This is a genomic window from Lacticaseibacillus zeae DSM 20178 = KCTC 3804, assembly GCF_000260435.1.
Taxonomy (GTDB): domain Bacteria; phylum Bacillota; class Bacilli; order Lactobacillales; family Lactobacillaceae; genus Lacticaseibacillus; species Lacticaseibacillus zeae.
In genome coordinates this window covers 1-15,863 of the sequence record NZ_BACQ01000063.1, presented here as the reverse complement: position 1 = coordinate 15,863, position 15,863 = coordinate 1, and the positions used below count along the sequence as shown (strand labels likewise).

Genomic DNA, 15,863 nt, shown 5'->3' with positions numbered 1-15,863 from the left:
TCACGACTCCTTCACGTGCAGCTGTAAAAGAGCTGCTTTCAAGTTTTTCAAAATTAAGTCCGCCTGCTCCGGATTGGCTAGCGCTTGCGAAATCGCGCTGTGGCACAATGTTGTGACTGCCCATTCCATTGCATTGGCAGCAATCGGTGGTTCGCCAACGGTCACCATGCCGCTATTCTTGGTAAAGTGCAGTCGGATAAAATCGCGATCCTGGCTTTCATCGGCTTCCTGCAGAAAAGCAACCGTGGCGGCATAAGGATCACGCCGCATTTCCGGCCCAGCGATCCCCGTGTGCAAGCGCCCAATCACTTCTTTAAAAGCGTATTGATACGCATCTTTCAAATCGCTGAAATATTTATAAAACGCGCCACGAGCGATGTCAGCCTGCTTGACGATCCGCGCGACCTGCGCCTGCGCCAATGGGTACTTGGAAAATTCAGTTACCAGCGCAGCTAAAATGCGTTGTTGTTTATTTTCATCTAAATGTTCAAACGTTGATAAAACCATCATTGTCCTCCCTCGGTGACACCGTGTCACTACTTAACATCCTGTAGTCTACACGGGAGGTGACACCGTGTCAACACTTTGGTGAAAATTTTTTCGTGAATGTTTTCAGTAACACGTTTCAGTCTATAAAAGCTTGCAGTTAAAGCATTCTTTTCACTCGAACTTTCGCACAAACAAAAACAATCATTGATTTAGCTATGTGCCAAAACAACGATCGTCTTTTTTGCTTATATCTAATTCAACCGCAACTGATCGCCGGGATGAATCACGCTGTAGATAGTTTTGCCATTCAGTGCAGCTAGGTTATCCATGTTCAGGCCGTACCGATGCGCGATCGCCCACCAGCTTTCGCCTGCCTGCACGGTGTGGTAACGAACGGTGGGCGCTCGAACCACGCCGCCGTTGAGTTGCCCCGTAAGTCGGGTCGTGTAATGGCCGAAGAAATCATAACTCATGTCGACGCCCAGCCCGTGAAAATTGTTAGTGAACTGCCACGTGCCCACATTGTCGATCCCCGGCTGATCAACGCCATAACTTGCGATCCATAAGTTCTTAGGGATCAACGCCACCCGATCAAAACGCCCGGTCTTCATCCAGTTGGCCATCGTATAGAGATCCGTGTGGGGATACCCCAGCGACTTGACCGTTTGAATGAACACATTCGTCAAGCCGGTCAGGTCACCGGTTAATTCCGGTGCTTCCACATCAGCCGCCATCACACTTTGCGTCGATAACCCCAGCGCCCGCGCCGCCAAGCCGAAAAACCGGCCTTCCGCAACTGCCTCGGCACTATTACGATAATGCGCATAATGATACGCATGCACCTGCATCCCCATTTTGCGCCCGGCCGCCAACTGTGCCGCCGCCTTCGGATTCTGGTAAGTGGTCCCCTCCGTCAGCTTCACCACCACCGCTTTGACGCCAAAATCGGCCAACTTACGAAACCAGCTTTCCGAATCCGGCTGCCAGCTGCTGACATCTGCCATTAAAATCGCCATCGTTTCTCTCCTATCTTTCGTGCTTGCCTTCAAGCTTGACCATAAAAGTGCCCATATTCGTAATCAATGTATCGAGTCGCCGCTCAATTCGTGTCAATAAAATCACGGCAATGACAACACCAACTGCCTGATCCAAAACATACGTTAATAATTCTTTATCCATTTAAAAATTCCTCCAATTCGAGTTGCCGATATTTCGCCTGTATTTGCTTGCGCACTTTTAAAACCCGTTGCCGGCTCACCTGCAAATGTATCGCAATGCCAGAATCAGCCATACCAGCTAATCGCAACTGCAAAACTTTGTGTTCCACCGGCGTCAAAACAGCTTCTAGTTGTTCCATCTGCAGTTTCAACGCTACGGACTGCTCCAAGCTAACGGGTGCCGTTGCCACGGTGGTCGTCTGCAACACCGCCGCATTGGCCGGTGCTTCTTCCAACTCCCGGCGATGCCGAACTTTTTGCATCCGTTGCATCAACGTGAGGAAAACGAACCGCCACGCCAACTTGTTAAACTTGGTGATCGCAGCCTCGTCCGTTAACGGATCGCGATACCGGCTGAAATAGTTGAGATACACCAACATCCCTTCATCCCGCCAATCCTGAAAATCACTATGATGAGGGCGAATGCCCAACTTCGCTAATGCACCGTAAACCACGGCTTGGTGCTCAAGAAACAACGAAAATCCTTTCTGTGCTACTGCCATCCTTCATCCAATCCGGCGCCTCATGTCTTTCGATATCGATAGGCGTAGTGTAACGAATGATGTGCGGGCTTGTCTGATCGCAATGAGGTGGCGTGAAGGTTGATTTAATAAGGGTTAGCATTGTTCGTTGGGGTCGGTTAATTGAAAAAGGTTGTTGTGACGGTATTTTGATGGAACGGATTGCGCGGAAATTTTTTGTTCAATTGTTTGTGGGAACAGCTACGTTGAAATTTTGGACAAGAAAAAGCGTGTCCGGGAATTGTCCCAGACACGCCTGCTCTCGTAACATATACGGTCAACTCAGCTTATTTTACCGTGAATACATTATTCTTTGACCTGCAGAAAATCAGCCAATAGGCGGCGATCGGTTTTGAGTTCATTGATCTTGCTCTCTGCCGGATAACCCAAGGCAATTCCCATCAGTAGCGCTTCATCATCCCCTATTTCAAAATGGGCACGGATTTCTTCAGGATGAGATGGGTGAATAACGTCTTTCGTTAAGTCTCGTTCAATGTCCACAACCGCACCATTACAAAGTTTTCCAAGAGAACAGAACAAGATGCCGTCATTTAATTGTAAGCAACTCATCTGCATTCTTTTCCATTAGTAGGCGGAGTTTTAGCTAAATGAAGAATAACTCCCTTAAAAAAAGAGGCCAGCACGATATAGAAAAACGGTGAGCTCATTCTTAGATTCTGCCGCATTTATGTTTTGAAACAACAAGAAAATGCCCCTATAAAGATTGCGTCTACGGCAATTATCTGTAGCTAAATACCATTAAAGATTTTATACGCAGTTTACAAATTGTCGGTTTATATTAATTAAGAAATCCCGATTTGCTGTTTTCCCTAAAAAATACTAAAAATGTCGAACGAAGCTTTAATAATAATTTATAATACTAAATTCAAATAACCGATGATTTTTTATCGTTATGAGTTGTAAAGAGTTCTCTAACCTGGTACAGTTTTTACACAGAGTAGTTTCCCTTATATCTTGTTTCTATTTTCCGTTGTGTTTGTCTTGTAACAGGCAGGGGGCCTAAAATGAAAAAAATTGGTTTGATGTTCTTAGTGATGGGACTATTTGCGTCATTAGCGGCAATACCATCGTTGGTTAGTGCAACAACAATTGATTTACCGGAAACAGCGCCAAATAGTGGCTATGTTGCATTAGATGATAATGATAATGTTACAGCCACCTCTTCTCCAGTTCTTACCGAATTAGTGACGAAGCAGGGCACCAGCAAACGTAAACCACGAGCAGCCGTTAACATGGCTAATAGCCGTTGGGTTTATTATACAGACCATAATAACTACTTCAATGGTTACAAATGGGCTCACTCAAACTACTATCACAGAACCGAATATCACTCATCCACAGCAGCTGTTGATGGAAAAGATACTACAACACGATACGCAGATGCCAGAAAATGGTCCCAAGCCACGGCTGCAGGGAAAGGTGAACCGCAGTTTTGGTACTGGGCACCTTATAATTAAGAACTAGGTCAAACTACTCTTTCTGTCCTTCACACGTAGATGGAAATTGGCTGTATGTGCGTTTCTCAAAGCATACAGTCTTTTTCAATGATTTCTTATGTTCAACAATACCCCACCATAAACTTATAGCCCGATGGGAGATGGCCTATGTTCAAAAAGATTTTAAAAGTCACTTTGCTTATAAGTGTTGCCATTGTTGCTTCCACATGGTTAGTTTATTTAACTGAAAAGCATACTACAGTTATGATTCGGCAAATTAGCAACATTGATGATCAACACTTGTCCCTGTCATTACCAATTCAACCAACAAATGATAATGACTATCAGCGAGTCGTGAAATCGATTTCTGAAACTGCCACAGAAATGAAACTCCCTGTTCTTAAACGCACATGGTATCAAGGACATGGTAACGAGCATGGTCCGGTTCAATATCACAGAAATGTCAGTGATCTAACTTTTGAATCAAGTCAGCTCACCACCACTCCGCTCGCCAAGAAATTCAATATGCGTTTTCAAAATGGCAAAATTTATACAACCAAGAATATTGCCAATACAGAAAGCCTGAGAAAATACGGGAACTTGGATGTCACCGTTAAAGAGCTGAATCCAAGGATAATATCAGCAACAAGGGAAGGAGATTTCTTCGTTGAGACGAAGGATCCAAAGGCCTTGGTTAGATTTCAAAAACGTTTGTGTACAAAACTCAACGAACGCCTCCACTTTGATCTTTCGCCTTCAGACTTTATAGCAGCCCCGATCCCATTAGTGATAAATAGCTATTTGTCTGACATCCAGCAAATTGCTCTGTCTATGTCTGTATTTCTGTTTATCTTTATCATCGTGAGTGTCCTGAGTCTTAGTTATGAAATTGGTGTACTTCGTCATCTAGGCTATGATGTCCGTTCAACCTTTATACAAATAATTGGTCCACAAATATTTTGGGGAAATCTCACCGTCCTCCTTTTTGGGGTCATTTTATTCAAAATGACTGATCCAAAATTAATGATGCCATCCTTAATTGTCATAACAATTTGCTTTTTGATAGAAGCGATTTTTGCTTACACGATCATGCTCATCACTCACCAGATCCCTCTCAGCAGCATATTGGTTAAACGAACATTCTCTAAACGGACATTTATTGGCCTTTATGTTTTAAAGGGCATCCTGCTTTCATTCATCCTACTGACAATACTGCCGCTTGGCGACTTGGCTTATCAATCTCTTAAAGTCAATACAGCAAGAGACCGATCAGCTTTGAAAGATTATGCAGTGTTTTTCCCAACCTCAATCGGTTATAATCAGCGGGCATTAGCGGAACCCCAGCAAACCAGTGAAATTAACCAGAACATCCTCTACCCAAAGATTGAACATAATGGTGGCTTGATAATTGACACAGCTGCTACCAGTCAGCCTATTGCACCGCAATATCAAGGCATTGACATCAATGAAAATTATTTAAAGTTCAATCCAATTTACACCATTAGTGGTAAAAAATTTGAAGCGTCAAAGAATGAAAATGGGCCAATTGTATTGCTACCGCAGCAGAAAAATAAATTAAAACGAGCGATTACTCGCTACTTTGTTAATGACTTAAAATTAAAAAAGCCTACAATCACTCTTATTAAAAATGGCCAGTATCTGATAAATGAGTCTGGTCAAAAAGTAAAGATTTCTTCTTACATTTCCGTTTACACGAAGCACTCACACGCGCCCCGGAATATCTTTACGGGCGATGCCCGAGATCCTTTAAAAGTCGCTCTCCACGGTGTAAAACCGGAAGTTGTTTATAACAAGTATCTTCCCACACTTGCCAAATATAATCTCACAGATAATTATCCCCAGCTCATTAGGGCCAGCAATATTGACTCTCACATTCTTCATCAAACGCTAGGAAATATAACATCTGGACTCGTATCAATGATAACCAGCCTCATTGCCTTTTTCTTTTTGGCAGTTTCGACTGCATACTTATATTTTTCGATTTTTGGAAGAACTTTTGCAGTTAAACAAATTCTCGGATTCTCAACAATACAGAGCAGTCATGTTTTTTGGCTCTTATGGCTTAGCATATCGGGACTGACCATTTTCACTTTTCTTCTAGGCAGTCATGAAATCACGCCGTCAACCGTCTTCTTATTTGCTCTAGCCTTTACCATCGATTTTCTAATCAGCTTTATCAGTATCACAATATTCTCAAAAGACACAATAAGGAGATGCCTATATGACTAACCACATTATTACGCTACAAAATATAAGTAAAATAATTAGTAAAAAGTCGATCATCAAGGACATCACCCTCTCTATTAATTCACAACAGATAACAACCATCTTTGGGCCGAGTGGTTCTGGAAAATCAACGTTGCTAAATATCATTGGCTTGTTAGATCACCCAAGTACGGGATCGTTTTGGCTTTTTGGCGAACCCGCCCCAAAACCGGGAACAAAAGCTGCTCGGCGCTTGATAAAAAAGAAAATAAGTTATCTTTTCCAAAACTTCGCGTTAATCAACGAACAAAGTATTCAGAAGAATCTAGAATTAGTTCGAAAACAAACTGGTGAATCCAGAAGAAGTTTCAATCATCGTAAAAATAAAATGCTTTTAGATTTAAATCTTCGAATGTCAGACAAATCCATTGTCGGTTCCCTGTCCGGAGGTGAACAGCAACGGATTGCTCTTACCCGATGCCTATTAAAGCCTTGTGATTTAATACTTTGTGATGAACCAACCGGCTCGCTTGACCCCATCAGCAAACAGGAAATATTTACAGCTTTAAAACTTGCAAAACAGCAAGGAAAAACGATCTTAATTGTTTCACATGATCCGGATATCATTCATAACAGTGACGTCGCCATTGATATACGCGATTTATTACAATAAACCATGAATAGCCGCTGCAAATTGTTAAATCATTTGTAATGGCTTTTTCTAAATTATGCCTTGAAGGCTGCTTACGGAGCTTTGCGAAATGGTGCAATCCCAATTGTGGAACAAAAAAGAGTTAAGGATGCCAGCAAGTTTGCGAACTGGTCGGCACGGATTCGCGATTACTTGCTAGTCCACTGATATTCCTAAATACACGACAAGCGGCAGCATCCTCCCTTTCAAGAAAATACTGCCGCTTTTATCATGCTCTTTCAGAAAAATCGTTGATCATCTCCCACTTGATTTCAACATTCACACGTGCACAGCCGCTTTCGCTGTCAACGTTTTTGTCGCAATCGGAAAGTCGGTCAAATTCTCTCAGTCAATGGCAACGCCCATTCCTAGATCAGTCAACACATTGACGTAAGTAGCGGATGGTGCTTTAAGGCTAGCTAAAGTCCTTTACAGACCAAAACTCCCCCCATTCAATCAATCTTCCGCGGACTCAGCTCGCCGCTCGAAATCGCCTTTCTAAAAGCCGAGGGCGACATGCTTCGCGCCTTCATAAACGCCTTTGCAAATTGCGGATAACTGGTAAATCCTACTTTGATCGCAATATCGCCGATCGCATCGTTAGTATTGCGCAACAACTCGATTGCCTGATTAATCCGCAGCTGCATCAAATAACTTTTCGGCGAAACGCCGAGATTGCTCATGAAAATGCGATAAAGATAAGTACGCTCGACTTTAACGCGCGCTGCCACGTCATCAATTCTCAACGTGTTGTCCGCATACTCATTCTTGAGAATCTCGACGGCTTGCAACACATACTGCTGAGTAGGAAGCACACCCAAGCGCGTTTCCTGTTGATAATCCTCAACCAAGGCACTCACAATTTCATAGAACTTCCCCAAAGCGCCATACAAATGGTCACCGCTAAAATAGTCGTAAGCCTCGCCAAATAAGCGATCCATTTGATGAACATCTTGATGCTTATAAACAAAATTGGTCTTCCCCAACCCTGCAGCTTTAAAAACGGCCTCGGCACCTGTCCCCCGAACGCCGATCCACCGATAACTCCACGGATTGCCAATCATGGGATAATAGTTGTTATCCGTAAAAGGTGGAATCAAAAAGCCCTGCCCGCGCGACAACTGGTGAATTTCGTTGTTAATAAAGAACAACCCTTCGCCTTGAAGAATGAAATGCAGCAAGTAGTAATCAAGCTGTTCATACTGATAAGGCGCCCGCGGATGAACGTCCTCATAACCGACTTCAAAAACCGACAGTTCCGGACACACAAACTGATCCGTTCGCAGCCACTTGTTTTCTTTAAACATAATTCGAACCCATTTCTTTCTATAGCGCTTACATGACCATAGCTTAACACTTAGAACCGAATTTCGCGCTCCGTTTCGTTATATTTTTAAGGCGAAAAAATAACCATTGTGAACCTTTTACGGATCGCAATGGTTATTGGTTGTTAAGGATGTTTGCTGAAAGCTGTTTGGGATGAGGTTTCTTCGGTGCCGTAAATGTTGTGGTGGAGCATGTAAGATCAGCTAAGATTTATTTTGCATTTGAGACCGATCTTAGAAACCAGAAAAACATTGACAAAGCAAATGAAAGGGATTACATTCTGTTTGAGCAAACGTTTGCGTAAATTCGAATCAAGACTCGTTGCACTTTTTCTTTAAGGTATTTAAACAACAAGGAGGACTAAAACTTTGGAAAAATGGTGGCAAAATGCAGTGATTTATCAGGTCTACCCAGCTAGCTTCCAAGACAGCAATAACGACGGCATCGGTGACTTGAAGGGCATCACCCAACGATTGGATTACATCAAAAAGTTAGGCGCCGATGTTTTATGGCTGAGCCCGATCTATCAATCACCGCAAGTCGACAACGGTTACGACATCTCCGATTACCGCGCGATTAATCCTGATTTTGGCAACATGAACGACTTCGATGCGCTGTTAGCTAAAGCCCATAAACTTGGCCTTAAAATCATGATGGACTTGGTCGTTAACCACACTTCCAACGAACATAAGTGGTTCCAAGAATCACGCAAAGGCAAAGATAATCCGTATCGCGATTATTATATTTGGCGCGACGGAAAAAACGGTGGAGCGCCGAACAATTGGGGATCATTTTTCACCGGACCTGCTTGGCAATATGATTCCGAGACAGATCAATACTATTTGCACTTATTCGCACCCGAGCAACCGGATTTGAATTGGGAGAATCCAAATGTTCGCCATTCTGTTTACGACATGATGAATTGGTGGGCTGACAAAGGTGTCGATGGTTTTCGCATGGACGTGATCAACTACATTTCAAAGCCAGAAAATTTGCCAGATGCTAAAAAGGACCCAAATGAAATGTATGCGAATCCCGAACCGCTGGTAGCTAATGGACACAGGGTCCACGAATTCTTACGTGAAATGAATCAAGCAGTATTAAGCAAGCGGCAATTAATCAGTGTGGGCGAAACACCGAGTGTGACGACTGAGGAAGCCAAGAAATACGCCAATCTCGACAACTCAGAACTCAACATGGTCTTTCAGTTCGAGCATATGGGACTCGATGGTAATTCGGATCCGGCGTTGGGACGCTGGGCCGATCGTAAAGCTTCTTTGAAGGATTTGCGGGCCAACCTCACAAAGTGGCAAAAAGCTTTGGCGGGCAAGGCATGGAACTCCCTTTACTGGAATAATCATGACCAACCAAGAGTGGTTTCCCGTTTTGGCGATGATAAATCCGAAAAAAATCGTGTGCTAAGTGCTAAAATGCTCGCTACCATGCTGCACATGCAACAAGGCACGCCCTATATTTATGAAGGTGAAGAAATTGGCATGACAAATGCTTATTTCCCTAACTTAAACGATTACGTCGACATTGACTCAATTAACTCTTATCACCAAATTGTCGACCAGCAGCACTTAGTAGACGACAAAACCATGATGAAATACATCGAAATGCATAGCCGCGACAACGCGCGCACCCCGATGCAGTGGGACAGCACTCAAAATGCCGGCTTCTCAAAGCATCAACCGTGGGAAAAAATGAACCCAAACTTTGAGAAAATCAACGTTCAGCAAGCATTGGATGATCCCAATTCGATTTTCTACTATTATCAGAAACTCATCGAATTTCGCCATACATTGCCTGTCATCACCAACGGAACTTATGAATTAGTACCCGGTAACGAAGACGATGAACAGATATATGCATTTACACGCACAAATAGCGATACAACGCTTCTCATCATTTTGAATTATACCGACAACACATTGAGTCGAGATTACGATTTGCCAAGTGATGCCAAGATATTAATCAGCAACTATCCTGACGATCAAGGCAACACCATTCGACCATACGAAGCAAAAGTTTATCAATATTAGAAGAAAGGTCAAAATTGATATGTCTAAAACGACAGTAAGTTCTTCATTAGACAGCCAGAAAGAATTTGAAACCAATGCAGTTGACGATACCATGCCTGATTTGCCGATGAAGACGATTTTAGCCATGACTTTTGGCTGCATCGGCGTCAATATGGCATTTACCCTTCAAGGATCGCAAATGAGTCGCATCACCCAAACAATCGGTGTCAATCCTAACAGTCTTGGTTTCTTCTTCTTGCTCCCACCATTATTGGGTATGGTTGTTCAGCCGTTACTAGGAAAATACTCCGATAAAACTTGGACCCGCTTCGGGCGAAGGATCCCGTACCTGTTGTTTGGTGCACCCATCGCCGCTGTAGTCATGATCATGCTTCCTTTTACCGGATCATTTGGCTTTGGTTATGGCTCAATCACGGCGCTCGTCTATGCTGCGATTGCCATTGCGCTCATGGACTTATTCAGCAATGTTTGTCTGGCACCTTACCGAATGATGGCCGGTGATATGGTCAATAATAAGCAGAAAAATTTAGCCTGGTCGTGGCAACAAATTTTTAGTTATGCTGGCGGTATTTTAGCAGCACTTTTGCCTTACCTTCTGACAATGGTTGGCGTACCCAACACTGCCGCAAAAGGTGAAGTACCTAACACGGTTATTTGGGCCTACCTCATTGGCGCTGCAATCTTACTTGTGACCACTTTTGTAACCGTGTTCAAAGTTAAGGAATATGATCCGGAAACTTACGCCAGATATCATCAAATTGATTTAAAAAAGCAACAGGCTAAAACACCCAGTCTGTGGAAACTTGTCAAAACAGCGCCTAAATCATTCTGGGAGCTTGCCGTTGTCCAGTTATTCAGTTGGATTGGCATTATGTATACCTGGACCTACGCGACAGGTGCCATGGCTAAGAATATTTGGAACACAACCAATCCAATGTCGGCCGGCTTCCAAGCTGCCGGAAACTGGTATGGCGTTATGACTGCATTTTATAGTGTTGCGGCCTTACTCTGGGGCTTCGTTTACGCCAAAACAAAACCAAATCAGCGGAAATTCTGGTACTCTTTTGGGTTGTTCGCTGATGCCATCAGTATCATCATTACGGCAACAACTGGCAATAAGTGGATCGCATTAGCCGCCTTTGCCCTGTACGGTATCGGTAACTTTACGATCAATACGCTGCCGTTTACGCTTTTAACATCTTCACTTAACGGACAAAACGAAGGTGCTTATCTAGGCTTATTCAACATCGCCATCTGCCTGCCACAAATCTTCGGCTCTTTATTGAGTTTCGTCATCTTCCCAATGATGGGCAACAGCCAGTCAATGATGATGATTGTCGGTTTCGTTTCGATGGTCATTGGGGCTATTTCAGTTGTCATTGTTCACGAAGGAAAATAATCAATGGGTTCCATTGTTGCTTTAAGCCGGTTTGCATGTACAATTGTTGATAACGATTATTTATCAAGCAGGAGGCAGTTGTATGAGTGCAACCATTAAGGATATCGCCAGAAAGACAGGTGTTGCAGCATCAACCGTCTCCCGCGTATTAACAAATAAAGGTTCAGGTTATAGTTCGGCAACCGCAGAAAAAGTTCGAATAGCCGCCAAAGAACTAGGTTATAAAAAGAACCAAGCAGCTGTCGAGTTGGTAAAACAACGTAGTAACGTTATCGCCACTGTGGTCAGTTCAGTCAAAACAAGTTTTGCTGGGCAAATCATCGATGGTATTCAAACCGAAGCAACCAAACATGGGTTGAACCTGATCATCATTTACTCTAACAGCGCCGATCCCGTTGAACAAAAAAGAGCATTGTTAACTGCCATTGAACGACCGGTTAGAGGGATTCTGTTATTGTCGATAGCACTATCCCCCGACAACTTAGCGCTTCTACAAGAATCTCAAATTCCATTTTGCTTCTTATCAATTGGCTTTAATGATAAACGATTCCCCTTCATCAGTTCAGACGACCGTGAAATCGGCTATCAAGCGACAAAGCTGCTATTAGCAAAGGGACACCGGCAAATTGGTTTAGCCGCCATCGATAAGTATCCTTATACAGGTAGACTACGACTAGAGGGTTATCGAAAAGCGCTAAAAGAAGCTAATGTCACCCCGAAGAAAGAATGGGTACAACTAGGCGATTATAGTTATGCAGCCGGTCAAACCGCAATGAGAGCTTACGGTACCAAGACCAAGCTAACAGCCGTCATCGCCGGTAGCGACGAGTCGGCAGTCGGCATCCTTAATCAAGCACGCAATCTTGGGTTGAAGGTTCCTGAAGATTTGTCAATTGTCAGTATTGATGGCACGGAAATTTGTGAAATGGTGCAACCTCAATTGACGAGTGTCTCCCAAGAGTTTTATAAGATGGGAATTGAAGGCGTTGAGCGTTTGGAAGAAACGATAGCGGGAACAAATGCGGAAAGCCAAAAGCAGGTTTACACACCAATCTCAATTGTAGAACGAGAAAGTGTTAAGGATGTCAGCAAGCGTGCCGATTAGTTGGCGCGGCTATGCGATCTCCTGTTAATCCATTGATATCCTTAAATACCACAATAAGCGGCAGCATCTTTCATGAAAGATGCTGCCGCTTTTATCATGCATTGTCCACTCGTTTTCAACATTCACGCGTGCGCAGTCGCTTTCGCTGTCAATGTTTTTGTCGCAATCGTAAAGTCGTTCAAATTCTCCCAGTCAATGGCGACACCCATTCCGGGATCAGTCGGCACGTTCACATAAGTACCATTCAAAGAAATCGGCGGCGTCACAATATCACGATCATAATAACGGGTAGATGCCGCGATATCGTTAGGCAGGGTGTAGCCAGGCAGGGTCGCAATAGCCACATTTTCGGCACGTGCCACACCGGAATCTAGCATACCGCCGCACCAGCATTCAATTCCGTTTTTAGCTGCCAGCGCTTGAATCTGCTTGGCAATCGTCAAACCACCAACCCGCGCAACTTTAATATTGATGATCCGTCCACTGCCGAGACGGATCATTTTACGTGTATCATCCAAACTGGTGACGCTCTCGTCAAGACAAATTGGGGTGTTGATCATTTTTTGCAAATCAGCGTGATCAAGTAAATCTCCAGGCTCAAGTGGCTGTTCAATCATGATGAGATGGAGTGGATCAAGGCGTTTCAGCATTGCAAAATCTTTTCGTCTGTATGCTGAGTTGGCATCCCCCATCAACATCACATCAGGAAAAGCCTGCCGAACAGCAGCTAAATAGGCATAATCTTTCCCTGGTTTGATTTTACATTTGATACGGCGATAACCTTGAGCAATATAGCCGCGAACAACATCCACAAGCGCTTCAGGCGAGGCTTGAACCCCGATTGATACACCGGTTTCAACTTTTGTTTTGCTGCCACCAAGAGCAGTCGCCAATGGCAGTCCCTTTTCTTTGGCAAAAATATCCCACAATGCGCAATTAATCGCTGACTTAGCCATGTTGTTCCGGCGAATGCCTGCCACCAACGGGTACATGTCGTCCGGATGATCAAGCTCGACATTAAGAATTCTCGGCAGCATGATATCGAGTAGCAACGCCCATGCCCCGGCACGAAATTCTTCATTATAAAACGGAATGTCGAACGCAGATACTTCGCCATAACCGGTTGTTCCCAGTTCGTCAGTCAATTCAAGAAGCATAGTTTTCTTCGCAGTCATCCGCGTAAAGCTGGTCTCAAACGGATGGCGCAACGGAATATCGACTTTGCGTAATGTTGCAGAAATGATTTTCATAAAGCTAATCCTCCTTTGCATTGACGGCCTGTGCCCGCATCTTGCCTAGTTTTCCGGGGCTCAGGGTTAATGCGGCAACAAATGCAATGGCAGCGGTAAAAACTAAGAATAAAAAGGCAACCGTATATGATCCATTGGAAACTTGAACCAGCACGCCGATAACAATGGGCGCCAAAAAGCCGGACAACTGTCCCCCGAAATTGACGATGCCGATACTTGAACCATAAGCGCCTTTGCTGACCAATTCCGCAAAGAGCGCAAAGGTACCGGCAAAAGCAAGCGACTTGCAAAAGTAGGTCAGAATTTCAAAGGTGATCACTGCGGGCAAGGCAACCGACTTGTACATGCCGAACATCAGCAACGTGGCCAGCAGACTCGTGACGCCAATGAATAATTTTTCTTTTCCCTTAAAGAACCGCACCATCACGTAACCGGCAATCAATGACCCGACCCCAGCCGCTAATGATGGCAGTGGCACAAGCCATGAAATGCCAGCCAAATTAATGTGCCGGGTTGCCAATAAGTACGTTGGCATCCACGAATCGAGCCCCTTGGTAACGGAACTGAGCCCAAATACGATCAAAAAGAACTGCCATAGTACACCGTTGGATAAAACCTGTTTCCAAGGAATATGCTTCTTTACCGACTGGCCCGATGTCTTACTTACGGCACGAGCTGCTTGCTTCTTAGGACGGAGCACAAGCGCATAAACAATGATGAAGGCGATTCCAATCAACCCCATCAGGTGAAAGGACGTCCGCCATCCTGCAGTGGCAATAATCGGCGCAATGATAACCGGCGCGACCGCAGCCCCGACATAATTCGATGAGATGGTTGCCGAAGTGGCGGAAGCGCGTTTTTTATACGGCATTGCTTCACTGATTTGCTTAAGGCTCGCAGAAGGATAGGTTCCTTCGCCAATCCCAAACAAAATTCGAATTACAATGAGTGATACGAGCGACCAAGCAAAACCAGTCAAAATGGTAAAAATAGACCACATCGCAATGGCGGCAATAATCGTCCGATAAGTGCCAAACTTGTCCGTCAGCCACCCTCCAGGAATCTGCATAAGCGCGTATGAAAAGAAGAAGGCACTTGCGACAACGCCGAGCGTCGATGTGCTCAGGTGCAAATCGCGACCGATGTACGACAAAGCAATGCTGATGGCGGAACGATCGATGAAACAGATCAGGTAGCCAATATAAACCATGACGAACGTTAGTGATCCACGATGAGCTTTAGCCGATGTCTGAGTTAATTCCATTTAGCTCCCTCTTTCCTTATAAGCCGTGATTAGCTTTTCCATAAAACGGATGCTGCTAGTAAAAGCATCTTCGGTAATATTTTCGTTTGGTGCATGATTGTTCTGATCAAAATTGGCCAGTGGCACGGTGAAAACCGGAACGCCGAGAATATCAGTCCAAACATAATTGGGATCCGTTCCGGGCATCCTTGGCTCAATCAGGAGAGGTACATGTGCTTCTCGAGCCGCCTGATTGAACGCATCAAGATCACCGTCACTAGGATGAACAACGGTCGGCGGAATGGCGCCAGTAACAGCATAGTTGAGCGTTCCACCCGCTAAGTACGGTGCCAGTAACGTTTCGACACCCGACTTGATGGTTTCAAGATTTTGTCCGCCAACCAAGCGCATATCGATACTGACAAATGCCGAATTTGGAATAATCGTTTTGACATCCGTGCCTGTGTTTCCGGCAGCCATGCCATTGATGTTAAACGATGGTTCGAACATCAACTTTTTGTAGTATGCTGTCTTGTCGGTCGTGGTTAGTTGCGTGCCAAAGACATCAGCGACTTTCCCGGCGTCAAACGGTAAGTCATCAATCCAGGTCATTTCTTGAGCAGTTGGCGGCTCAACTCCGTCGTAAAAACCCGGAATCAAGACACGCTGATTGGTAAAATCATAAAGTTTCCCCGATAACTCATGCAAGAGGTTCACTGGATTGGTAATCACGTTGCCGGCGTTACCCGAATGATTGGCGTGAGTCGCAGTTTTGGCGGTTAATCGTAAACCGAACAAGCCACGATTACCCAAACGTAAAACGTGGGCGCCATTAGCATTCATCGAACCATCCGTCACAAAGACTTTTCTGACATGTCGGAGAAGCTTATCTTT

At 44.4% G+C, this 15,863-nt stretch carries 14 protein-coding genes and 1 pseudogene; 6 read left to right on the top strand and 9 right to left on the bottom strand.

Annotated features, from left to right (window positions below; genetic code table 11):
* The 5 genes and pseudogenes from GSO_RS12995 to GSO_RS18690 form a co-directional block, all read right to left on the bottom strand.
* Entirely contained in the window at positions 1 to 507 is a 507-nt protein-coding gene (locus GSO_RS12995) for a TetR/AcrR family transcriptional regulator (RefSeq protein WP_010492912.1), read from the bottom strand.
* 233 nt (positions 508 to 740) lie between these two features.
* The gene (locus tag GSO_RS12990) at positions 741 to 1,505 is read right to left on the bottom strand and encodes a GH25 family lysozyme (protein WP_010492910.1); all 765 of its coding nucleotides are present in this window, start codon (positions 1,503 to 1,505) and stop codon (positions 741 to 743) included.
* Between the two features lie 10 nt (positions 1,506 to 1,515).
* Complete coding sequence (locus GSO_RS17160; protein WP_010492908.1) at positions 1,516 to 1,668, bottom strand: YvrJ family protein; 153 nt, start codon at positions 1,666 to 1,668, stop codon at positions 1,516 to 1,518.
* Positions 1,661 to 2,209: a hypothetical protein gene (locus tag GSO_RS12980; protein ID WP_010492904.1), complete on the bottom strand. Its 549-nt coding sequence runs from the start codon at positions 2,207 to 2,209 to the stop codon at positions 1,661 to 1,663. The genes GSO_RS17160 and GSO_RS12980 overlap by 8 nt, the downstream gene beginning before the upstream one ends.
* A gap of 324 nt (positions 2,210 to 2,533) precedes the next feature.
* A pseudogene (locus GSO_RS18690) lies at positions 2,534 to 2,683 on the bottom strand (nitroreductase); the annotation flags it as partial.
* A 569-nt stretch (positions 2,684 to 3,252) separates the two neighbouring features.
* Here GSO_RS18690 and GSO_RS12970 point away from each other — a divergent pair.
* The 3 genes from GSO_RS12970 to GSO_RS12960 all read left to right on the top strand — a co-directional run bounded on the left by GSO_RS12970 (position 3,253) and on the right by GSO_RS12960 (position 6,583).
* Positions 3,253 to 3,705, top strand: a complete 453-nt coding sequence (locus tag GSO_RS12970; RefSeq protein WP_010492900.1) for a lactococcin 972 family bacteriocin — start codon at positions 3,253 to 3,255, stop codon at positions 3,703 to 3,705.
* Between the two features lie 147 nt (positions 3,706 to 3,852).
* Positions 3,853 to 5,934: a bacteriocin-associated integral membrane family protein gene (locus GSO_RS12965; RefSeq protein ID WP_010492898.1), complete on the top strand. Its 2,082-nt coding sequence runs from the start codon at positions 3,853 to 3,855 to the stop codon at positions 5,932 to 5,934.
* Positions 5,927 to 6,583: an ATP-binding cassette domain-containing protein gene (locus GSO_RS12960; RefSeq protein ID WP_010492896.1), complete on the top strand. Its 657-nt coding sequence runs from the start codon at positions 5,927 to 5,929 to the stop codon at positions 6,581 to 6,583. The genes GSO_RS12965 and GSO_RS12960 overlap by 8 nt, the downstream gene beginning before the upstream one ends.
* A gap of 470 nt (positions 6,584 to 7,053) precedes the next feature.
* On the opposite strand, the gene GSO_RS12955 is transcribed toward GSO_RS12960, so the two are convergent.
* Positions 7,054 to 7,908 carry an AraC family transcriptional regulator gene (locus GSO_RS12955; protein WP_010492893.1) on the bottom strand — a complete coding sequence of 285 codons (855 nt, stop codon included), beginning with the start codon at positions 7,906 to 7,908 and terminating at the stop codon, positions 7,054 to 7,056.
* A gap of 387 nt (positions 7,909 to 8,295) precedes the next feature.
* Between GSO_RS12955 and GSO_RS12950 the strand changes: the two genes are divergently transcribed.
* The 3 genes from GSO_RS12950 (at position 8,296) to GSO_RS12940 (ending at position 12,476) form a co-directional block, all read left to right on the top strand.
* Positions 8,296 to 9,972, top strand: a complete 1,677-nt coding sequence (locus GSO_RS12950) for an alpha-glucosidase (protein ID WP_010492891.1) — start codon at positions 8,296 to 8,298, stop codon at positions 9,970 to 9,972.
* A 19-nt stretch (positions 9,973 to 9,991) separates the two neighbouring features.
* Entirely contained in the window at positions 9,992 to 11,371 is a 1,380-nt protein-coding gene (locus GSO_RS12945; protein ID WP_010492889.1) for an SLC45 family MFS transporter, read from the top strand.
* A gap of 82 nt (positions 11,372 to 11,453) precedes the next feature.
* Positions 11,454 to 12,476 carry a LacI family DNA-binding transcriptional regulator gene (locus tag GSO_RS12940; protein WP_010492887.1) on the top strand — a complete coding sequence of 341 codons (1,023 nt, stop codon included), beginning with the start codon at positions 11,454 to 11,456 and terminating at the stop codon, positions 12,474 to 12,476.
* A 122-nt stretch (positions 12,477 to 12,598) separates the two neighbouring features.
* Here GSO_RS12940 and menC read toward each other — a convergent pair whose 3' ends face one another.
* The 3 genes from menC to GSO_RS12925 form a co-directional block, all read right to left on the bottom strand.
* Positions 12,599 to 13,726, bottom strand: a complete 1,128-nt coding sequence (gene menC / locus GSO_RS12935) for an o-succinylbenzoate synthase (protein ID WP_010492885.1) — start codon at positions 13,724 to 13,726, stop codon at positions 12,599 to 12,601.
* Between the two features lie 4 nt (positions 13,727 to 13,730).
* On the bottom strand, positions 13,731 to 14,990 hold the full coding sequence (locus GSO_RS12930; RefSeq protein WP_010492883.1) for an MFS transporter: 1,260 nt from the start codon (positions 14,988 to 14,990) through the stop codon (positions 13,731 to 13,733).
* The coding region (locus tag GSO_RS12925) for a peptidase dimerization domain-containing protein (RefSeq protein WP_010492882.1) at positions 14,991 to 15,863 on the bottom strand (873 nt) is incomplete at its 5' end.